This window comes from Amycolatopsis sp. La24 (assembly GCF_029087445.1).
In the GTDB taxonomy this organism is placed as follows: Bacteria; Actinomycetota; Actinomycetes; order Mycobacteriales; family Pseudonocardiaceae; genus Amycolatopsis; species Amycolatopsis nivea.
The window spans coordinates 98,396-118,338 of sequence record NZ_JARACH010000021.1 but is presented as its reverse complement, the minus strand read 5'-3'; the positions used below and the strand labels follow the sequence as shown (position 1 = coordinate 118,338).

The window sequence follows — 19,943 nt, the reverse complement described above, 5'->3', positions numbered from 1 at the left end:
GGTGGCCAGCCCGGTGGCGGACCCGCTGACCGCGGGCCCGGCGGAATCTGTCCGGTGCCGGTACTGCCGCGGCGCGCGTGGCGAGGTGGTGCTCGATCTCGGCCTGCAGCCGGGTTGCGAGCAGTTCGCCGAACCGGACGACGACGGGCCTGACCCGCGATATCCGCTGCGCATGTGGCTGTGCGCGGCGTGCGGTCTTGCGCAGCTGGCGGAAGACCCCGGACTGCCCGAAACCGTGCTCGGCCTGGAGCCGCGTTCGATGCGGCAGCAGGCCGAGCACGTGCTCGACCGGCTGGCCGCGGAAGGCCGGCTGCGCGCCGGGCAGACGGTGGCCGAATTCGGCAGTCCGCACGGCAGTGCGTGGCTGCCGAGATTGCGGAGCCGGGGTCTTGTCCCCGAGGACGGACGCGCCGATCTCGTTTTCGACATTTACGGCATGCTGCACGAACCGAACCAGAGCGACGCGCTGCTCAGCCGCTCGGCCCGGTTGGCGCCGGGCGGGCTGCTGGTGTTCCAGATGTTCAGCCTGGCCAGCGTAATGCGACTGGGACAGTGGGACGAACTGCGGCACGGGCACCACGCGTATTGGTCGCTGCCCGCGTTGGACGAGGCGCTGGGCCACTACGGCCTCGGCGTGCACCGGGCGTGGAACTGCCCGCTCGCGGGCGGCACGCTGGTGGCGCTCGCGAATCGAACTCCGGAGCCGGACCGCGACACGCGTGTGCTGATCGAAGCCGAGCGTGCGGCGGTGTCCGCTGGTGAGGTGCGTGCTCTGCAGAAACGGGCCGACACCGAAGCGGCCCGGTTGCGCGAGTGGCTCGTCGGCCGGAAGCTCGCCCGCCGCCGGGTGATCGGCTACGGCGCGGCTTCCCGGGCGGTGCCGCTGCTGTGCCACGCCGGGATTGACGACGACCTGCTGCTCGCGGTCGCGGACGCGTCGCCGGGCAAACAGGGGAGGCGAATGCCGGGCACGCGGATTCCGGTGATCGCCCCCGCTTACCTTCGCCGGGGCCAACCCGCTGATGTGCTGCTTCTGCTGCCGCATCTCCTGGACGAGGTCCGGCACAGCGTGCCGGAGGTCGAGGAGTGCGGCGGAAGGTGGGTCCGCGTGGACGACGTGCTGGCGGGACGCGCATGAGCGGGGTCGAACTGTCGGTGCTGATGGTCACCTACAACGCCGCGGCACACGCTGAACGCACGCTGCGGGCGCTGACCGGACCGGCGGCTCCGTCGATGCCGTTCGAGATCCTGGTGAGCGACAACGGGTCGACCGACGGGGTGGCGGACATCGTCGACGACGTGGCCGGATCGGGCACGGTCAAGCGGCTGGGCCGCAACACCGGATTCGCTTACGGCGTGAATCGGGCCGCGGAACGCGCGTCCGGCCGCTATCTGCTGCTGCTCAATCCGGACGCCGAGCCGAAGCCGGGGGCCATCGACGCGCTGGTCGCGCACTTGCGGGCGAATCCCGCCGACGGGATCGCCGGCGGGCGCACGCTGGACGTGACCGGGCGGCTGGAGCCGCGCAGCTGCTTCGGCCGGATCACCCCGTGGAGCTTGACCTGCTCGGCTCTCGGGCTTGCCGTGCTCTTGCGCGGGTCCCGGATTTTCGACCCGGAATCGCTCGGCGGCTGGGCACGGAATTCCGTGCGGCACGTCGACGTCGTCTCCGGCGGACTGATGCTGCTCAGCCGGGAGCTGTGGGACCGGCTCGACGGCCTCGACGAGGCGTTCCACATCTACGGCGAGGATCAGGATCTGTGCCGGCGCGCCCGCGATCTGGGCTGCCGGCCGTCGATCACGCCGAGCTGCGAGGTCGTGCACGACGTCGGCGCTTCTTCGGCCGGCGATGTCGCCAGCCGTGACGTGCTGGTTCTGGCCGGGCGGGCCGGCGTCGTCCAGCGGCATCTCGGCCGTTGGCGACGGTACGGTCTCTTCATGATGCGGTTCGGCGTCGCCGTGCGAGCGCTCGCGGAACGGGTGCTGCGTCGGCGTTCGCGCTGGGCTCTGGTGTGGCAGCGGCGAGCCCAGTGGGAGTCCGGGTGGCCGGGCACCCGGGTGTCGTCGTGAGATCCGTGCTCCGGGCGGCGGTGCGCGCAGGCACTACCTGGGCGGGTTCGGTGCGCGCGGTCCGGACCGAGGAAGCACACGCGGTCCTGACCTTCGACGACGGGCCGGATCCGGTCGGTACCGAGCGCGTTCTTTCCGCCTTGGCGGCGAGGGGTGCGAGCGCGACGTTTTTCGTACTGACGGAGCGGGTCGGGAAATACCGCACGCTACTCGCGGAAACAGTCGCGGAGGGTCACGAGATCGCGTTGCACGGTCTCGATCATTCCCGGCTGACACGGTTCGGTGCGCGCGAGGTCGGGACGCGGGTCGCGACTGCCCGCCGGGTGCTGGAGGACGCCCTCGGCACACCGGTGCGCTGGTTTCGTCCGCCGTACGGCGCGCAAACCCCGGCGACGTGGCGGGCTGTCCGGCGCACTGGTCTGGAGCCGGTCCTCTGGGGCCCGACCGCGTGGGACTGGCTCGACGAACCAGTGCCGGTTCTGGCCGCACGCGCGATGGAAGGCATGAAGCGCGGAGCGATCCTTCTCGCACACGATGGTTACGGTGACGACCCCGGCGATCCTTCCGGTGCTCCGGCGCCGACGTTCGACCGCGGAGCGTTGGCGTCCGCCGTGCTTGACGCGCTGGCGGAGCGCGGACTGCGGGGGGTTTCGCTGGAGGCGGCGATGCGAACGGGCACCGCGGAGCGGTGGGCGTGGTTTCGGCGGTGAGGTGCTCAGCTGAGGATTTTGGCTGCCACAGCGAGGATTTCCTCCGCCGCGCGCCCCCAGGTGGCGTGTGCCAGCACTTCGGGAGCCTGCTGCACCGTGCGGGCGCGGACGCTTTCGTCTGCCAGCAGGTCGGCGATCAGGGCGGCGAGTTCCGCCGGGTCGTCGGTCGACACGAGACCGCCGTTGTCTCCGGGGCGGATGATCTCCGGCATCGCACACCGGTCGCGGCCAACGCACGGGATACCGTGCGCCAACGCCTCGACGAACGCGATCCCGTACCCCTCGAAGTGGCTTGGCATCACGAAAAGGTCGTGCTGGTGGTAGAGCGCCGCCACCTGGTCGAGCGGGATCCTGCCGAGGAACCGCACACCGTCTGGGACCGGCCCCGGCAGCGGCCACGCGACGGGCCCGACGATCGTCAATTCGATCCGCGGATCCGACTCGCGTCGGAGAATTTCCCACGCTGCCAGCACTTCCGGTCCCGCTTTGCTGGTGAAGTCCTTTCCGACGAACAACAGGCGCGGCGGGCCAGCGCGCTCGGGAACCGTCGGCGCGGACTCGGGGAGAGCGTTGCAGCCCGGATTGACGACGTGGACCCGCTCCGCGGGCAGACCGGTCACCCGGATCAGGTGCCCGGCGAGCCATTCGCTCATCGCCAGCACCCCGGCCGCCTCCGCGTAGATCTCCAGTTGCCGCTCGCGCAGCTGTGCGAGCCGGCGCGCGTTCAAGTGCGGAAAATGCCGCAGCCGGCGTTCTTCGCGCAGCAGATCGAAACTCAGGTCCTGGTAGACGAGGTACGGCGTGCGCAGCCGCGCGAGGTCGCCGATCTGCAGTACCGCGTCACAGTCCGCGGCCGACCGCCGCAACCGCCTTCCGGCGAGCCCTTGGGTGAGCGGATGGTGTTTCCAGCCGCTTGCCCAGCGTCCCTCGTGGCGGTGCGCGGCGAGTACTTTCAGCGCCGTCCGCGCCGGGCGCGCCCAGGTGAGGCCGACGTCGCGCACGTCGGCCCGCTCGCGCAACGCGGCTCGCAAATACCAAGGCGTGTAAGACCAGGTCGGCTGTGGCGGGTCGTCCCACGCGCAGGCGAACCCGAGTGAGATCCGGCCGGATTGTCCTCGTTGCGGAGACGCGACACCAGACGGTGACCCTTGATCTGTCACGTTCGGACCGCCTTTGTCGATTCACTACTCGAGGGGCCGGGGGAGACCCATCCTGACGGCCAGGCGAAGGGCGGGTCAATGGACCTCTTCGGGATTTTCCGGATCGCGTTCCGGCGGTGGTACGTCCTTGCCGCCGCTCTGGTCGCGACGGGCCTACTGGGGTTCCTCGCCGCGAGCCAGGTCGCGCCGAGTTATTCGGTCAACGGCGTCCTCGTCGTGAACATCCCGTACGCGCAAGACGAAGCCGCGGCCGCGCGGCTGGCGGGCAACCCGTACTTCGACACCCGGACCGCCGCGTCGGTGATGGGTTCGATCGCGGATTCGCCGGACGTGCGCGACGTGGTCGGGAAGGCGGGTGGCAGCCCGGACTATGTGATCAATGTGGACAGTGGCCGTCCGCTGCTGCTGATCACCATCACCGGGAAGACCGCGCAAAGCTCGCTCAGCACCTACAGCCTGCTGTGGAAGGAACTCGATCGGCGGATGCAGGCGCTGCAGGACGTCAAGCAGATCCCTGCCCAGTTCCGGGTGACCGTCGACGACGCGCTGCAGCCCAAGGAAGCCGCGATCTCGAGCGGCAGCCGCACCAAGGTGCTGCTCGCCGCGCTCGCCATCGGTGTGGTGCTGGCGCTCGGATCGTCGGTGTATGTGGACTACCTGCTGCGCCGGCGCTCGGTCCGTGCCGCCGCGTCCGCCACCGCCGCGACGGCTGACCCCGCCGCCGGTCCTCCGCCGGACGACGCCGCGGGCGTCGACGACCGGCGGATCGAATGGCCGGAGGAGAAAAGCGCGTCCAGGCCGGAACGCACCGCGACACCGCTGTCCGACCAGCCGACCCGCCAGTTCCGCCCGGTCGGGGTGAACGGCACGGTCGCCCGGTCGGGGGCGCGCGGTGACGTTCCCGAAACCGAACGGGCACAGTGAGCGGCCTTCCGCGCTCCGGCCTGCGCGCCCGGCTGGGCCTCGGCGAGTTCATCCCGATCGAACGGCGCATCGACAAGCACCCGTGGCTGGCCACCGCCGCGCTCGGCGGCGGAGCGCTGGCGACGGTCGCCGAGGTATTCGTGCCGGATTTGACGTTTCTGGCCCTCGCCGTCACGGCACTGCTGATCGGGTACGCGTTCTCGCCCAAGGACGAGGTGACCGGGCTGACCCTCCTCCTCGCGCTGACGTTTTTGCTGCCGGCGAACCTGGTGATCGCCCCGCTCGGCCAGGCTGGCGTGCCGAGCGGGCTGCTGGCGACCGGGCTGTTCCTGATCTGGTTCTTCCTGCGGCTCGCGCCGGACCTCGGCACGGACCGCCGCTTCCAGCCGTTGCGGGTCCTGGTGCTGTTGGCGGTGGTGAGCCAGTTGGCGAGCTATGCGGCTGGACAGATCCGCGGGCTCAGCGCGCTCGAAGCGTCCGGAGCGAACTCCGGACTGCTCGGCGAGTTGAGTGCCATCGGCGTGCTTTTGTACACCGCGGACACGCTGCGCGACATCCGCGCGGTGCGCCGGGTGCTGACGCGGGTGACCATGGGGGCGGCGGTGCTCGCCTTCGTCGCGGCACTGCAGTTCTTCGACATCGTCGATCTGTCGAAGATGATCCGCGTGCCGGGACTCACCGTGCACGAATCGACGGCGGACTTCGTCCAAAGCCGCGACGGCTTCAACCGGGTCGCCGGGCTTGCGACCCACCCGATCGAATACGGCGTGGTGCTGAGCATGGCGCTGCCGCTCGCGCTGCACCTCGCGCTGACCGCGCAACGCCACAAACCCGCGCGCTGGACGATCGTGGCGATGATCGCCGGCGGGATCCCGCTGTCCATCGGCCGGTCGGCGATCCTCGCCACCGGGGTGGCGCTGCTCGTCTACCTGGGGTCCGTGCGGCTGCGGGCGTTGCTGAACCTGCTGCCGTTCGCGATCGCCGGATTCGTCGCGGTACAGGCGGGCGCGCCGGGTCTGCTGACGAGCATCAAGGGCCTGTTCACGAACGCGGGCACCGATCCGAGCATCCAGGGCAGGACCGACGACTACGCCGCGGTGTTCGGGCTGTGGCAGCACCACCCGTTCTTCGGCATCGGGCCCGGCACCTACGTGCCGAAGCTGTACCGCGTGCTGGACAACGAATATCTGTACGAACTCGTCACGGTCGGCGTCGTGGGACTGGCCGTGGGCTTGGCTCTGTTCGGGACGGGCTACTCGCTCGCGCGGCGGGTGCATCGAAGCGCGCCGAGCGCCGACGCGCGAGGCATGGGCCAGGCGCTGGCCGGTTCGATCGCCGCCGCCGCGGTCGCGGCGTTCACCTTCGACGCGTTCGGTTTCGCGATCATGTTCATCACGACGCACCTGCTGATCGGATGCGCCGCGGCGCTGTGGCGGGTGTCGGTTCGCGACGTGCCGGACGCGCAGCGGCAGCCGCCCTCGTGGATCAGCAGGCTGGCGAACCAGACCTGGCATCCGGTCTGAGGCTCTCAGCGAGTGGTTCCCCACGCGACCCGCTGGCGGCGGGCGCGGCGGATCGCGTCCAGCCCGCGCACGACGAGACTCACCCCGGCGAACACCGCCGCGTCGAGCAGCCGCACCTTCCGCTCGCGCACCAGGCGGGTCAGCGCGCCCACTCCGGCGGCACCGCTGGCTGCGGGCAGGCCCAGTTCGGCGAGCTGCCGATTTCCCGCGACGACGCGGATCCGCCTGCGGACCATGGCCGCGATGGTGCGCACCGGCGTCACCGTCACCTCGACCTCCCCGACCACCACCCGCTGCGCCGGGCCGATCCGGCGTTCTACGTAACCGTCGTCGGCGATGAGATTCTCCGGTAGCGGGAACGTCCGGGTGTGGCCCTCCTCCGAGAGCACGTAGACGCCGCGGCCCGCGCCGTTCGTCCGGACCGCCGGCAGTTGCTGCCACGCCGCGAGGTACCGGCGGACTAGCCACGACGCGTCCTCGGTGCGCAGGCGAACACCCGGGACCGCAAGCAGTGCACCGGTTTTCGCCAGAGCGGAGCCGAGCCGGAGCAATCCGTCCGCGTCGATGCCGATGTCCGCGTCCACGTACGCGCGGGGAAAGGTGACGCACCTCGCGTCGCCGAGGTTCAGCGCGTGTGCCTTGCCGGGGCGCGAGGTCTCCAGTACGAGGTCGCCACCGGCTGCCCGGGCGATTTCCGCTGTGCGGTCGGAAGATCCGTTCGCGACGACCACGCAGCGCAGCCGACGCGGTTCCCGGCACAGCTTTCGGACCACCGCGCCGACCGACGCCTCTTCATTGTGCGCAGGGATGACCACGTCCACTGGTGCAGTTTACGGAATGTCACCGCCGCGGCGGAAGAAGATCGTCCCGGGAAATTTCGGTGATTATTTCACTGGAAAGAGTGGAAGATCGATTCCCGGGCCGTGTCGGATGTCATTTCTGGTAAATAATCACCCTGGTCGGCGCCGGTTTTCACAGGCTGTCACCGGGCGATGCCTTGCACTGCCGAGGGCAACCGTGCATAGTCCCTCTCGTTCCATCACAAAACGATCTCGATTGCATTTCTGTGATCTTTACCTTGGAGGTGAGGCGCTCTTGCGCCGCATCCTTGTTTCCGCGGGTCTCATGGCCGCCGTCCTCACGGCCGCCTTCGTGGTGATCCAGCTCGGCGGGGGGTTCGCCAGCCAGTCCCCGGCGGCGGTGGCCGACGCGTCGTGGCACACCCGCCACCACGGCGCCGACCGGCACTTCCGCCCGGCCACCCCGTCTTCCGTCCCCACGCAAACCTCGTCCCCCGAACAGCCCGCGACTCCGGCCGCGTCCGCCGCTCTGTCGGCGTCCGCCACCAGCGCGGCTCAGTCCACGTCCGCGCAGCCCGCGCCCGCCGGCGGGTACGGCGTGCCGGCCGGCGTCACGCTGAAGAGCGTCCAGGACGTGACCGCCGACCAGGCCGGCCAGGTCCTCGACGCGCTGAACGTGAGCGGCACGATCACCGTGTCGGCTCCCGACGTGACGATCAAGCGCAGCAAGTTCACCGGCAGCGGCCAGGACTGGGCGGTGCGCACCACCGGCAAGGGCTCGGTCCGGATCGAGGACTCCACGTTCTCCGGCGACTACCAGAGCGAAGCGATCAGCTACCACAACTGGAGCGCCACCCGGATCGACCTGTCCGGAATGAGCAACGACGGAGCGAAACTGGGCAACAACGTATCGCTCACCGATTCCTGGATCCACGATTTCAAGCCCGCCGCCGGTGCGCACAGCGACGGTGTGCAGTTGGTCGAGGACGTGGGCAACATCGTGATCAAGAACAACAAGATCGACCTTGGCTCCCGGGTCGGCAACGCGGCGATTTTCCTGTCCCCGGACATCGGCGCCGAGAACCCGTCGGCCGGCCCGATCACGATCGACGGCAATACGCTCGGCGGCGGCGGTTACACGCTTTACAGCGTGAACGGCCGCGAGGGAGCGACGTTGCAGAACGTTTCGGTGACGAACAACAAGTTCGTCAAGGACGCAGTGTACGGCCCGGTGTACTCCAGCGAGTTCGTCGCGAAAACGGTCTCCGGCAACACGTACGCGGACGGCAGCGCCCTGCAGATGCCGTCCTGATCGGCGGTCCGGCCCGGCACCACTCTCTCGGCAGCATCGGGCCGGACCGTGTTCCGGGTATCGTCGCGATAGTGCGACCGGCGAAAGTGCTTGTGGTCGCGGCGGTGGTGGTTGCCGCGGCCGCAGCCGCCGTCGTCGTGGCCGTGTCCGCTCAGCGCTGCGAACCCGCCGCCGACTCCGATGCCCGGTCGTCTCCCTGCCCGGCCCAGACCGGTTCGCTGACCGCGGACCGGCCGGGAATGGTGCTGAGCGGTCTCGATGTGCGCGGCATGCTCACCGTCACGGCGCCGGGAGTGGTGGTACGGAACAGTAAATTCACCGGTGACGGCAGCACGCCGTGGGGAATCCGCACCAGCAACGAAGGTTCGGTCCGGATCGAGGACACCTTGATCACCGGGGATTACACCGACGCCGGGATCGCGTACGGAAACTGGTCGGCGATCCGGGTCGAGATTACGGGAATGTCCAACGACGGCGCGAAACTCGGCGCGCACACGTCGATCACCGACTCGTGGATCCACGACTTCGCCCCCTCGCCGGGCGCGCACTCGGACGGGCTGCAGCTCACCGAAGACGTCGGCGACGTAGTGGTGAAGAACAACCGTATCGAGATCGGCACCGGCGAGGGGGCCAACTCCGCGGTGTTCCTTTCCCCGGACATCGGACCAGACCATCCCGACGCGGGCCCTGTCGTCATCTCCGGCAACACTCTCGGCGGTGGCGGCTACACGTTCTATTCGGTCGGAGGCCAGCAGGGCGCTCGGCTGAAGGACGTCGTCTTCACCGGCAACACTTTCCTGCCCGGCGCGAAATACGGGCCGATCTACCCTTCGGAATTCGACGTCCGCATCGCGTCGGGCAACGTGTTCGCGGGAGGCGCGCCGGTGCCGCTGCCGCGCTGAGACAGGCTCGCGCGTGCTGCGGCGAGCAGTGCCGCGGCGGACCGGTGCCGCTGGAACGGCAGTTCGAACACGGCCGCGAAACCGCGGGCGAAGACGAGCGCCACGGGAAGGACGATCACAGTCGTGAGCAGGAACGCGGGCAGCCCGGCGGGCACATGCGGTCCGATGAGCAGCCTGCTGACCACCGCAACGATCGGCACATGCACCAGATACAGGCTGTAAGAACAGGACCCGAGTGCCCGCAGCGGTGCGGTGTCGAGGAGACGCACCAGACCCCTGGGACGTCCTTGTGCGAGTCCGGCGAGCAGCGCCGCCGTCGGGAACGCGGCGAGCAAGTCGATCCAGAAATAGTTGCTGACCGTGCGCACGGAGCCCAGCACCGCGATCAGCCCGGCAATCCCCACTCCGCCGCCGAGGGCCAGCCATGGCCACGGGACTCGATGCCGCGCTCCCGGAGCGAGAACTCCGGCCGCGACCGCACCGAGCGTGAAAAGCACGGCGAACTCCGGAGTCGCGTGGAGCAGCGAGGCGAAAACCGGCACTTGTCCCGACAGCAGCCGGATGAGTATGACGCCGGTGCACACGCACACCATCAACGTGATCGCACCGACGTGCCGCCGCAGCACAAGCAGCAGCGGGAAAACCAGGTAAAGCTGAGCTTCCACCGCGATGGACCAGAACGCACTGTTCGGGCTCGGCGCGGACACCGCGTCCTGGACCAGAAAACCGAAAACCAGCAAGGATTTTCCGGTCGGAACCACATCCGGCGTCTCGGTCACCAGGAACCGCGCGACCAGGAAGCTGAGCAGCAGCGCGGCCCAGTATGCGGGCAAAATGCGCCATGCCCGCCGGCGGAGGAAGGTACGGACGCGCCCCAGCCGCCAGTCTCTCTGTGCCGGAGCCGCAGCGAGGGAAAACCCGGACAGCACAATGAACACGACCACCGCGAGATGCCCGTACAGCAGAGGAGACAGCCACGGCGGGCCGTTGTCGACGGGGAAGCCGGGGTAGGCGAAGAGCCGGCAGTGGTGCAGCACGACGAACAGCGCGGCGATCCCGCGGAGGCCGTCCAGCCCGGAGAGCCGGGCACGCGCGGTCTTCTCCGGTTCGGTGCCGGTCATGTCGCTAACTCCCCGCAGCCGGTTCCGTTGTCCCGGTGACCCCGGGGCCGGAGAAATAACAATGCCGTCCTCAGTACATCGCAACCGGTGCCGTACGCGTAACGTCGATCGGCGGTTTCCGATTCCGTTGGCGATGAGGTGCGCGGGCCGGACCCGCCGCCCGGCGTCAGAACGGCGGAGGGGCAGGCATGGCGTACGGAGCAAGCGCAGTCGGAGGACGCAGACCGTTGTTGTCGCTGGCGATGCCGATCTACAACGGCGAACGGTTCCTCGCCCAGGCGCTCGACAGCATTTGTGCCCAGGATCTCGCCGACTGGCAGTTGTTGATCTGCGACAACGCTTCGTCCGACGGCACCGAAGCGATCGCGAAGGAGTACTGCGCGCTCGATTCGCGCATTTCGTACGTCCGGCACGATCGCAACCTCGGCGCGGCGCGCAATCACAACTACGGTTTTCACCACACCGACGGCGACTATTTCGCGTGGGTGCATGGCGACAACGTCTACCTGCCCACCTACTTCAGCCGGTGTCTGGAGGAACTGCGCGCGCACCCGGAGGCGTCGTGCGCGCACACCGTCGCGGTGGACATCGACGTCGACGGCAACCGCACGCACCGCTGGGACGAACACTTGCGAGCCGAACACCCGGACGTCGCGGTGCGGTTCCGCGACCTGACCCAGCGCGACCATATGTGCTTCGCATGGTTCGGCGTCGTGAACCGGGATCTGCTCGCACTGACGTCGCTGCACGCGTCGTTCGATTCGGCCGACCGCCTGGAGATCGTCGAACTCGCCTTGCACGGGCCGATCCGGTTGGTCGACGAAGAGCTGTTCCTGCACCGCGAACACCCCGGCCGCATCATGCGGCAGGCGCCCACCGCACGGTCGCGATACCTGATTCTCGACCCAGAGTGGCGCGGCCGGATCCCGTTTCCAGTGCTCAACATCGGCCGCCAGTACGCGCTCGCGGTGCTGCGGTCCCGGATCAGCCCGCGCGACAAGGTCCGCTGCCTGCTGCAGATGCGCGGATGGCTGCGCACGAACTGGAGGCGGATCTTGCGCACCGTCGCTCGCGGCGGGTACGAGTACGCGAAGCTCGCGGTACGCGCGGGGAACCGCCGGTGACGACGCACGCGGAGCAGCCCGCCCCCGCACCGCCGCGCTCGACGGCGGCAGCCGCGGCGAATGGCACTCGCTGGACTGTCGTGGCGATGATCGTGCGCCAATTCGGGCGGCTCGGCTTCGCGGTGGTGCTGGCTCGGCTGCTGGGTCCCACGGACTTCGGCGTCGCGGCGGCCGCGACGGTGTACATCTCGCTTACCGCGGTGCTGCTCGAAGCCGGTCTGTCGTCGAGCATCGTGCAGAAGCCGGATCTGCGGCCGCAGGACGAAGGGGTCACGTTCTGGACGCTGGCCGCGATCGGGCTCGCGATGGCCGGGGCAACAGTGCTGTTCTCAGACGAAATCGCGGGCTTTCTCGACGTGCCGGACCTCGGCCCGGTGCTGATCGCGCTCGCCGCCAGCCCGGTCCTCAAGGGCGTGTCCAATGTGGCCGCCGCGAAACTGCAGCGGAACCTGAGGTTCCGCGCGATGGCGGTCACCGAGATCGCGGGCACCCTGCTCGGCGGTGCGATCGGCGTGGTCGCGGCCGAGTTCGGCATGCGGTATTGGGCACTGGTCGTGCAGCAGGTCGGCACCGACCTCATCGTGCTGGTTTTCTGGTTCGCCGCCGCGGGCCTGCCGAAGATCGCGGTGGACAAGGAAGCGTGGAAGTACCTGCGAGTGTTCGGCCTGCCGCTCGTGGGTGCGCAGCTGATCGGCTACGCCGCGCGCAACGTCGACAATGTCGTGGTGAGCCGGTTCCTCGGGCAGACCGCGCTGTCGTACTACACGGTGCCGTACCGGATCATGCTGATTCCGGTGAGCCTGCTGGGGAACGTGGCGAACCGCGTGGCGTTCCCGGTGTTCGCGAAGGTGCAGGACGACGTAGCCCGGGTGCGGTCGGTGTTCCTCCGGATCACCGGGGTGATCGCGCTCGTGGCACTGCCCAGCATGCTCGGGGTGGCCGTGCTCGCCCCGGACTTCGTGGAGACGGTGTTCGGTGCACAGTGGCTGCCTTCGGCTCCGGTGGTGACGGCGCTCGCGGTCACCGGTGTGCTGCAGTCGCTCACCACGCCCGGAGGGTCGGTGTTCATGGGGCTGGGCCGTGCGGACGTCTCGCTCCGCTGGGCCTGGATTCCGCTCACTCTGATGGTCCCCGCGTTCTTCCTGGGGCTCCCGTGGGGCGTGACCGGGGTGGCGACGGCTTACACCATCGCGACGGTCGTGATCACGCCGTTCCTCGTGCGTGCGATCGGCAAACTCGCCGGCTTCGGGCTGGGCACCTGGATCCTGACCATCCTTCCCGCGTTCATCTCCTCGATGCCCGCGGTCGCGGCCGCGTGGGTGGTGCACATCGTCTTGCGCCAGCACGGGGTCCCGGCGATCGTGACGCTCGTCGCCGGACTGGCCGTGGTGCTGGCCGGTTACCTCGGGTTCCTGCGGCTGTTCTTCCCCGGGGCATTCCGCGAGGGCCTGTTCGCGGCGCGCATGCTGTCGACTGGAAAACTGCTGAAAAACAGCTGATCCGAGGTCACGATCGGGGGAATGCGGAAACGATCCGTGTCCCCGGTGCGATTTCCCGAATGTCGCCTGCCCGTTGCCGAGTCTCGGCAACGGAGTGGAGAACCGGGGGCAACCCGGTGAGCGGAGGGAGGAAACCCTTGGCCGCACAGCTGCTGGCTTACATCCTGCTGGGCGTGCACTTCTTAGTGCTCGGCTACCTGATTTTCGGTGGATTCGCGGCGTGGAAATGGCCGGGTGCGTTGTTCGCGCACATTCCGCTGGTGGCGTGGGCGATTGTCAGTTCGATTTTTCCGCTCGCCTGCCCGCTTACCGAAGCGGAAAACGGGCTGCGCCAGGCCGGCGGCCTGCTGCCCTACACCCAAGGCTTCGTAGAGACCTATCTCGCAGGTGTGCTCTACGACCCGCACCACGTCAACCGTTTTCGCGCCGTGATCGGATTGCTGGTCGTGGTCAGCTGGCTCGGCGCCTGGTGGTACGCACATCGCAGGAGGGCGGTTCGCCGGTTGCTCGACTCCGCGCCGCCGAACTCGTCGCGGCTCCCGGTCAACTAGCAGGGACCGGTCGGGCGGTCACACCTTCGCGCTGTCCGAGCTGTCAGCTGTCCGGCTCTTTTCCGGCACTCGCCGCAGCCACGCCTCGCGCCAGTAGATGTAGTCCGAGCGCGGGCAGTACCGGTTGAACTGCCCGGCGCAGTTGACCTGGTCGATGACCACGCAATCGCGCAGCTTCAGCATCTTGCCGGTGACCTCGTCGACGATCTTCTCGACCTTCCCGAGCACTCTGCCTCGGCGGCCCGCGTACGGCAGCATCTCCGCGTCGAACCACAGGCCGCGGTTGCGGTTGTTCGGGCCGAGCGCCGCCATGATTTCGTCCTTGCTCTTGACCTCGACCAGTTCGCCCGGCTGGAGGTCGAGGTCGGCGGGTGCCTGTTTCGCCGCCCCGGTGCCGCGGTAGAACGGGTAGTACGAGCCGCCGCGGATCCGCAGCCGCGGCGGGAGTTTGCGGCACAGTTTCTGGAAGTTGTTGAACGCGGAGATCGCCAGGCTTCGGAGAGTCGAGCCGAGCGGCACGTTCCCGGTCCGCACGTCGTCGACGTACTGTCGCCAATCCTGCACGGGCAGGTACGACGTCGCACGCACGAGTTCGGTGGCCTGGCAGCGGTAGAGCGGTTCGCCGTCGGCGTCAGTGCCGGCCCGGGTGCCGGATTCGACGACCTCGAGCGGCAGCGGAATGGTTCCGGTGCGGGGCCGTTCCGGACGGATGGGGCTGCCGTCGAGCCGTTCGAGCCACTCTTCCTTGAAGAACAGCTGGCATCCGGCCTGGCAGCCGCCGTGCGCTTGGCCGTCGCACCGCGCACCCGCGAGGTGCACCGCACGGTCCATGCGACGGCTGGTGCCCTTGTGGTTGATGGTGTCGCAGGTTTTGTGCGCGCTCAGGTGCACTGGCAGCTCCCGCCCGGCGAACCGCAGTGTTTCCGGCATCAGCGGAAGTCCGTCGATCGTGCCGTTCTGGTCCAGGGTCGCGAGGATTTCCTCGGCACTGCGCACTCGCACACGCTCTCCGGTGTGCAGAACAGGACGGGACGGTCTGCTGGCGGGCATTGGTTTCTCCCTGGATGCGCCGAGCGGTCGTCCGAGATGTCGTTGCTGCGCCCTGATTTCGTTACGGTTATCAGTTTTCCGGCTGTCCGGCGGAGCGGGTGCCGGGCGACGCGACGGCCACCCGGCACCGCCGGATCACAGTTTTTCCGCCGCCGGGATCACTTCGGTGGCGAACCGTTCGAGCACCGCCGGGTCCGGCACGCCGTGTGCCCAGCCGGTCGCGACGGTGAACCCGAGCTCCGACAGCCGGCCGAGTTCGTCCAGCAGTTCCCCGGTTTTCTCGCCGTTTTCGCCGGTGTCGAGCCGCAGCGAAGCGGTTTTCGTGATCTCGGAGTAGTCGCGGCCGACGTCCTCGCAGTGCTGCTTCAGGACCTCCAGTTTGCGCGGAAGGTCCGCGTTGGGCAGCAAATTGCAGATGTCGCCGTATTGCGCGACGAACCGCAGGGTCTTCTTCTCGCCGCTGCCCCCGATCATGATCGGCGGATGCGGACGCTGGATCGGCTGCGGGCTGTTGAGCAGCCGCTCGCCGCTGAAATGCGTTCCGGTGAACGGTTCGTCGCTGTCCGACCACATCTGGTGGACGTACCGGAGCGCGTCCTCGAGTTGTTCGAACCGCTCCTTCATCGGCGGGAACCGGAATCCGAGCGCGCGGGATTCCTCCTCGTTCCAGCCTGCCCCGATGCCGAGGATCGCCCGCCCGCCGGACAGCACGTCGAGCGTCGTCGCTGCCTTCGCGAGCAGCCCGGGGTGGCGGTAGATGACGCCGGTGACGAGCGTGAGCAGCTTGACGCGCTCGGTGTGCGCGGCCAGGAAGCCGAGCGTGGTCCAGGCTTCCAGCATTTCGTGCTCGGGCGGGCCGTAGCTCGAAATCTGGAAGAAATGGTCCATCACCGACAGGTATTCGAACCCGGCCTCGTCCGCCGTCCGCGCCACCCGCGCCAGGTCCGCGCCGAGCGCCGCCGGGCCGTTCGGCCAGGTCTGCTGAGCCAGGTGCAACCCGAGTTTCATGCCAACTCCTTAACCGCCGGAATGATGTCTTGCGCGAAAATCTCGATCCGGTCCCGATCCAGGCCGCCGGGAAGCGGGCCGATCACAGCGTGCACGCCGAGCCGGTGCAGCCGCCGCACCTCGGCGAGAAATTCGCCGGTTTTCTCCCCGGACGGACCGATGTCCAGGTAGTGGTAAACGGTCTTGGCGATCTCGGCGTAGTCGCGGCCCTCGGTTTCGCAGTGCCGCTTGAGCACGTCGAGCTTCCGTTCGAGATCCGGGCCGTTGCCGATGTTGCAGAAGTCGCCGTACTTCGCGACGAGCCGCGGCGGACTGTTGAGCAATCGTTCGGCGGTGAAATGCTTGCTGGAGAACGGTTTTTCGTCCTCACCCCACACTTGCCGGACATACTGAAGGTTCTCTTCGAGCAGCTCGAACCGTTCCGAGGTGGACGGAAATGGGAAGCCGAGACCGCGGGCTTCTTCCTCGTTCGATCCGGCTCCGGGCCTGCTGGATCGCGCCAGCGGTGTACGTGAACAACTTCGCACTCGGTGTGCGCCGCGAAGCGGCCGGGCGTCGGGTAGGCCTCAAACATCGGATGACCGCTCGCGCTGGTGCTGGGAATGCGGAAGCAGTGGGCCATCACCGCGAGATACATGAACCCGGCGTCGTCCGCCGCCCGCACCGCTTCGACCGAGTTCCATACCCGACACCGTATACCTGGAGTAACTTCATGTGCGCAGTCAGAAATCGCGCACCACGTTGACCGTGCCGTGCAGCGGATCGGTCACGTACACCGTGCGCGTGCGCTGATCCACCGCCACGGCGCCCGGATTCACCCCGAGGCTCAGTTCGCCGGTGAGGGTCCCGGTTTGTCCGTCCACGCGGGACAGTCCATTTTGCCCGCCGTTGGTGTACACGACATCGCTGCCCTGATGCACCGCGAGCGACGAAGCCTCACTGCGCAGCAGCACCGTCTTCACCTGCGCCCGCGCCGAGCCGTCCACAATGGACATATGGTGGATCGCCGAGTTCGCCACGAACACCGATCCGCTCAGTTCGTGGACGTCGATCCCGGTAGGAGAAGCACCCACCGGAACGCTCGCGGTGAACGCGCCCGCGTCCAGGTCGCAGATCTCGACCGAGTTCGTGTTCGGGCTGGTGCAGTAGGCGCGCCGTCGGCCGCGGTCGAGCGCGATTCCGGCGAGGCCCGGCTTCGGCGCGGGCAGCAGGTCCTGTTGAGTGAGACTGATGCTGTCCAGCACCGCGAACGTGCCGGTCTTGCCGCTCACCGCGTACACGAGGTTGGCCTGCGGATCGATCGCGAGCGCCGACGCCCCCGCCCCCGCGCTGACGGCGCTCAGGAACCGGTGCGTCTGGCTGTCGAAGGCGAGCACTGTGCCGCCGGCCGGATTGGCGACGTAGATCCGCTCGGCGTCCACCGCCACATCGCTCGGTTCCCCGCCCACCGCGAGCGCGGCCACGACCCTCGCCGCGTCCGGATCGAGCACGACGACCATGCCGGACGCCTGGTCGGCGGCGTACACGAGCCCGGTGACCGGACTCACCGCGAGCGCCGCAAGCGTCCCGCCGACCTGCACGCTGGTGACCCGCCCGGACGCCCCCGCGGTACCGCCGAGCAGTGCCGCCGCACCCGCGCTGACCAGGCCGAACAGCCCTCTCCGGGACCACTGGGAACCGCGCATCGCTCACCTGCCCCGGTCGGTTGGGTTGCCCGCCGACCCTAACCCGGACGAGGATCGGCTGAAGGAACTTCGCGTCCCCCGATCGCGTTGTTTCCAGTGAGTAACCCACCTTGCGGCACCTGCCAGAGCGGACGGAGGCAAGCGCGCGTGCACAAGCACCACAACGGGCTGAAGACGGCGATGCTGCTCGGTCTGCTCTCCGCGATCATCGTCGGGATCAGCGGATTGTTCGGCCGCGGCGCCCTGGTGATCGGCCTGATCGTGGCGCTGGGGATGAACGCCTATGCCTACTTCAACTCCGAGAAAATGGCCCTGCGCGCGATGCACGCGCGGCCGGTGTCGGAGGTCGAGCAGCCCGCGATGTACCGGATCGTGCGGGAGCTGGCGACGTCCGCGCGGCAGCCGATGCCCTCGCTGTACGTGAGCCCCACCGCGGCGCCCAACGCCTTCGCGACCGGGCGCAACCCGCAGCACGCGGCTGTGTGCTGCACCACTGGGATCCTGGAGCTGCTCGACGAGCGCGAGTTGCGTGCGGTGCTCGGGCACGAGCTGTCGCATGTGTACAACCGGGACATCCTGATCTCGTGCGTCGCCGGGGCGCTGGCGAGTGTGGTCAGCGTGCTGGCGAACATCGCGTTTTTCTTCGGCGAGAACGACCGCGAGGGCAACCCGTTCATGTCGCTGCTGCTGGTCTTGATCGGCCCGATCGCGGCCGGGGTGGTGAAGATGGCGGTGAGCCGGTCGCGGGAGTACCAGGCGGATGCTTCCGGGGCTGAGCTGACCGGTGATCCGCTGGCGCTGGCCTCGGCGTTGCGGAAGCTGGAGCGGGGGACCCGGGCCGCGCCGCTCGCCCCCGAACCGGCGGTGGTTTCGCAGTCGCATCTGATGATCGCGAACCCGTTCCGGCCCGGGGCCGGGCTGAGCAAGATGTTCTCGACGCACCCGCCGATCGAGGACCGGATCAGGCGGCTCGAGGAGATGGCCCGCGGCCGCTGACCCGCGTTACTCCCATTCCGCGGTAGCCGGATCAACCCCGTGCACGATCGCGTTGGCGAAGATCACGTCGCGCAGCCAGCCCGCGAGACCAGGCGCCAACGCGTCGTAGTACTCCGTGTATCCGGCTTCCTCCACGAACTTCCGCCCGAGACACACCTGCATCGAATGCGTGCAGTCGAAGTACCGCGACAAGGTCGCCCGATGCCGCTCCGCGAGCGTGTTCGCCTCCGCCGACCCAGGCTCGACCCCCGCCCGCCGCGCCGCCGCCAGGTCCGCGTGGAGCGTCTCGTGCTCGGCCGCGGCCTCCTGCCAGTCCTGCGGGGTCAGTTCGGTGGTCCGCTCGCGGTACTCCGCCCACTGCCGCGTGTCGCCCCAGCGCTCCGCGGCCTCGTCGACCCACTCCGGATCCCACTCGGACCCGAAGATCTCGACCTGCTGCTCCGCCGTCAACTGCATCCCGCCGCGGGTCGCCGCCGCCATCCGGTCCACCGCGGACGCCATGTGCTCCAGCCGCGCGATCCGGTCGCGCAGCTCGCGCCGCTGCCGAGTCAGATGCGCGTGCGCGTCGGCGGTCGGATCGTCCAGCAGCCGCCCGATCTCGGACAGCGGAAAGCCGAGCTCGCGGTACACGAGCACCCGATGCAACCGCGCGATGTCCTCGGCGGAGTACACCCGGTAGCCGGCCCTGGTGCGCCCGCTCGGACGCACCAGGGCGACGGCGTCCCAGTGATGCAGGGTTTTGACACTCACGCCGACCAGCGTCGCCGTGCGTCCGACAGTGAGGCCGTCTTGCTCGGTCACGACCTCAGTGTCGCAGCTCACGAGCGTGGCACGTCGATCCCCACAGCACGCATCCCCTCCGCGACGGGCCCGTCCGGATCGATCGGCTCCGCCGCGGTCATCACGACCCTCGTGCCCTCCGGCGTGACGACCGTCAACTCCCGCGAGTTCCACGGCATCAACTCCGGCCCGCTAGTGCACCCCGGCGTGATTTCCTCACACCGCTTGGCGATTTCGTCGAGTTCGCTGAGCACGCAGGAGAAACTGATGCTGACTTCACTCGGGGTCGCTGGGGTCCCGGGCTTGAGCAGGACGTCCTGAAACGCCCAGCGCCGCAGATGCACGATCTGGCCGGGCAAGGTGAACAGGTTGTCGAAGCCGAGCCCGCGAAGCCAGAAGTCCGTGGAGGCATCGAGGTCGGCGGTGGGCACGTTGGGGAACATCGGCATCCCGTAGAAGCCGAGATAGTTGCCCGGAGACACCGCGTCGTAGGCGGGGGTGGGAACCGGGCCGCGAAATTCGTTCATGGGGAGAGCGTGGAGCCTCCTGTCGCAGGAGGGTCAAGTCCGCGGATACGACGAACGCCCCGGGTGTCCGGGGCGTTCGTGTGGGTGTGGCAGGTGAGGGATTCGAACCCCCGAAGGCTGAGCCGTCTGATTTACAGGGAGCCGTCTGCGAGCCCCTGACCTGTATGAATGCAGAATTCTCGCGCCGTGCGTCCGTGGTGT

The 19,943-nt window shown here is 68.6% G+C and carries 20 protein-coding genes; 11 read left to right on the top strand and 9 right to left on the bottom strand.

From position 1 onward, the window contains the following. Position 1 precedes the first annotated feature (1 nt). The 3 genes from PUT80_RS21345 to PUT80_RS21335 are packed head-to-tail and all read left to right on the top strand — an operon-like array spanning position 2 to position 2,780. Entirely contained in the window at positions 2–1,138 is a 1,137-nt protein-coding gene (locus PUT80_RS21345; protein ID WP_275293231.1) for a class I SAM-dependent methyltransferase, read from the top strand. After that, positions 1,135–2,070: a glycosyltransferase family 2 protein gene (locus PUT80_RS21340; protein ID WP_275293230.1), complete on the top strand. Its 936-nt coding sequence runs from the start codon at positions 1,135–1,137 to the stop codon at positions 2,068–2,070. The genes PUT80_RS21345 and PUT80_RS21340 overlap by 4 nt, the downstream gene beginning before the upstream one ends. Continuing rightward, complete coding sequence (locus tag PUT80_RS21335; protein ID WP_238603435.1) at positions 2,067–2,780, top strand: polysaccharide deacetylase family protein; 714 nt, start codon at positions 2,067–2,069, stop codon at positions 2,778–2,780. The genes PUT80_RS21340 and PUT80_RS21335 overlap by 4 nt, the downstream gene beginning before the upstream one ends. A 5-nt stretch (positions 2,781–2,785) precedes the next feature. On the opposite strand, the gene PUT80_RS21330 is transcribed toward PUT80_RS21335, so the two are convergent. Further along, positions 2,786–3,940 carry a glycosyltransferase gene (locus PUT80_RS21330; RefSeq protein WP_275293229.1) on the bottom strand — a complete coding sequence of 385 codons (1,155 nt, stop codon included), beginning with the start codon at positions 3,938–3,940 and terminating at the stop codon, positions 2,786–2,788. Between the two features lie 78 nt (positions 3,941–4,018). On the opposite strand from PUT80_RS21330, the gene PUT80_RS21325 reads away from it, so the two are divergent. Beyond that, on the top strand, positions 4,019–4,864 hold the full coding sequence (locus PUT80_RS21325; protein ID WP_275293228.1) for a hypothetical protein: 846 nt from the start codon (positions 4,019–4,021) through the stop codon (positions 4,862–4,864). Beyond that, positions 4,861–6,387, top strand: a complete 1,527-nt coding sequence (locus PUT80_RS21320; RefSeq protein WP_275293227.1) for an O-antigen ligase family protein — start codon at positions 4,861–4,863, stop codon at positions 6,385–6,387. The genes PUT80_RS21325 and PUT80_RS21320 overlap by 4 nt, the downstream gene beginning before the upstream one ends. Before the next feature lie 5 nt (positions 6,388–6,392). Here the strand turns inward: PUT80_RS21320 and PUT80_RS21315 are convergent, their stop codons facing one another. Beyond that, a complete protein-coding gene (locus PUT80_RS21315) occupies positions 6,393–7,208 on the bottom strand; it encodes a glycosyltransferase (protein WP_275293226.1) in 816 nt (271 codons plus the stop codon). A gap of 274 nt (positions 7,209–7,482) precedes the next feature. Here PUT80_RS21315 and PUT80_RS21310 point away from each other — a divergent pair, with 274 nt between their 5' ends. Then, a complete protein-coding gene (locus PUT80_RS21310; RefSeq protein ID WP_275293225.1) occupies positions 7,483–8,499 on the top strand; it encodes a right-handed parallel beta-helix repeat-containing protein in 1,017 nt (338 codons plus the stop codon). A gap of 71 nt (positions 8,500–8,570) precedes the next feature. Further along, entirely contained in the window at positions 8,571–9,401 is an 831-nt protein-coding gene (locus PUT80_RS21305) for a hypothetical protein (RefSeq protein ID WP_275293224.1), read from the top strand. On the opposite strand, the gene PUT80_RS21300 is transcribed toward PUT80_RS21305, so the two are convergent. Continuing rightward, complete coding sequence (locus tag PUT80_RS21300; protein ID WP_275293223.1) at positions 9,323–10,522, bottom strand: acyltransferase; 1,200 nt, start codon at positions 10,520–10,522, stop codon at positions 9,323–9,325. The two genes, PUT80_RS21305 and PUT80_RS21300, sit on opposite strands and share 79 nt — an antisense overlap. A gap of 188 nt (positions 10,523–10,710) precedes the next feature. Between PUT80_RS21300 and PUT80_RS21295 the strand changes: the two genes are divergently transcribed. The 3 genes from PUT80_RS21295 (at position 10,711) to PUT80_RS21285 (ending at position 13,696) form a co-directional block, all read left to right on the top strand. Next, positions 10,711–11,646, top strand: coding sequence for a glycosyltransferase family 2 protein (locus PUT80_RS21295; RefSeq protein WP_275293222.1), 936 nt, complete (start codon positions 10,711–10,713; stop codon positions 11,644–11,646). Then, positions 11,643–13,145, top strand: coding sequence for a lipopolysaccharide biosynthesis protein (locus PUT80_RS21290; protein WP_238603426.1), 1,503 nt, complete (start codon positions 11,643–11,645; stop codon positions 13,143–13,145). Before PUT80_RS21295 ends, PUT80_RS21290 begins: the two co-directional genes overlap by 4 nt. A gap of 137 nt (positions 13,146–13,282) precedes the next feature. Continuing rightward, positions 13,283–13,696, top strand: a complete 414-nt coding sequence (locus tag PUT80_RS21285) for a DUF2784 domain-containing protein (protein WP_238603425.1) — start codon at positions 13,283–13,285, stop codon at positions 13,694–13,696. Positions 13,697–13,714: 18 nt separating this feature from the next. Here the strand turns inward: PUT80_RS21285 and PUT80_RS21280 are convergent, their stop codons facing one another. The 4 genes from PUT80_RS21280 to PUT80_RS21265 form a co-directional block, all read right to left on the bottom strand. Continuing rightward, positions 13,715–14,692 (bottom strand): hypothetical protein, encoded by a 978-nt coding sequence (locus PUT80_RS21280; RefSeq protein WP_238603424.1) that lies wholly within the window; start codon positions 14,690–14,692, stop codon positions 13,715–13,717. A gap of 189 nt (positions 14,693–14,881) precedes the next feature. Then, positions 14,882–15,754 (bottom strand): LLM class F420-dependent oxidoreductase, encoded by an 873-nt coding sequence (locus PUT80_RS21275; RefSeq protein ID WP_037816326.1) that lies wholly within the window; start codon positions 15,752–15,754, stop codon positions 14,882–14,884. Continuing rightward, a complete protein-coding gene (locus tag PUT80_RS21270; RefSeq protein ID WP_275293221.1) occupies positions 15,751–16,131 on the bottom strand; it encodes a hypothetical protein in 381 nt (126 codons plus the stop codon). Before PUT80_RS21270 ends, PUT80_RS21275 begins: the two co-directional genes overlap by 4 nt. Positions 16,132–16,476: 345 nt before the next feature. Next, positions 16,477–17,439 (bottom strand): YncE family protein, encoded by a 963-nt coding sequence (locus tag PUT80_RS21265; protein WP_275293220.1) that lies wholly within the window; start codon positions 17,437–17,439, stop codon positions 16,477–16,479. 147 nt (positions 17,440–17,586) lie between these two features. Between PUT80_RS21265 and htpX the strand changes: the two genes are divergently transcribed. Continuing rightward, positions 17,587–18,435, top strand: a complete 849-nt coding sequence (htpX, locus tag PUT80_RS21260; protein ID WP_275293219.1) for a zinc metalloprotease HtpX — start codon at positions 17,587–17,589, stop codon at positions 18,433–18,435. Positions 18,436–18,441: 6 nt separating this feature from the next. On the opposite strand, the gene PUT80_RS21255 is transcribed toward htpX, so the two are convergent. Both PUT80_RS21255 and PUT80_RS21250 read right to left on the bottom strand, forming a co-directional pair. Beyond that, complete coding sequence (locus PUT80_RS21255; protein ID WP_037816472.1) at positions 18,442–19,236, bottom strand: MerR family transcriptional regulator; 795 nt, start codon at positions 19,234–19,236, stop codon at positions 18,442–18,444. 17 nt (positions 19,237–19,253) lie between these two features. Beyond that, the gene (locus PUT80_RS21250) at positions 19,254–19,742 is read right to left on the bottom strand and encodes a glycosyl transferase (RefSeq protein ID WP_037816321.1); all 489 of its coding nucleotides are present in this window, start codon (positions 19,740–19,742) and stop codon (positions 19,254–19,256) included. Between the last annotated feature and the right edge of the window lie 201 nt (positions 19,743–19,943).

Coding starts and splice junctions, on each gene's coding strand:
- PUT80_RS21300 (WP_275293223.1), bottom strand. CDS start 10,522: ATGACCGGCACCGAACCGGAGAAGACCGCGCGTGCCCGGCTCTCCGGG.
- PUT80_RS21250 (WP_037816321.1), bottom strand. CDS start 19,742: ATGAACGAATTTCGCGGCCCGGTTCCCACCCCCGCCTACGACGCGGTG.
- PUT80_RS21275 (WP_037816326.1), bottom strand. CDS start 15,754: ATGAAACTCGGGTTGCACCTGGCTCAGCAGACCTGGCCGAACGGCCCG.
- PUT80_RS21340 (WP_275293230.1), top strand. CDS start 1,135: ATGAGCGGGGTCGAACTGTCGGTGCTGATGGTCACCTACAACGCCGCG.
- PUT80_RS21265 (WP_275293220.1), bottom strand. CDS start 17,439: ATGCGCGGTTCCCAGTGGTCCCGGAGAGGGCTGTTCGGCCTGGTCAGC.
- PUT80_RS21295 (WP_275293222.1), top strand. CDS start 10,711: ATGGCGTACGGAGCAAGCGCAGTCGGAGGACGCAGACCGTTGTTGTCG.
- PUT80_RS21325 (WP_275293228.1), top strand. CDS start 4,019: ATGGACCTCTTCGGGATTTTCCGGATCGCGTTCCGGCGGTGGTACGTC.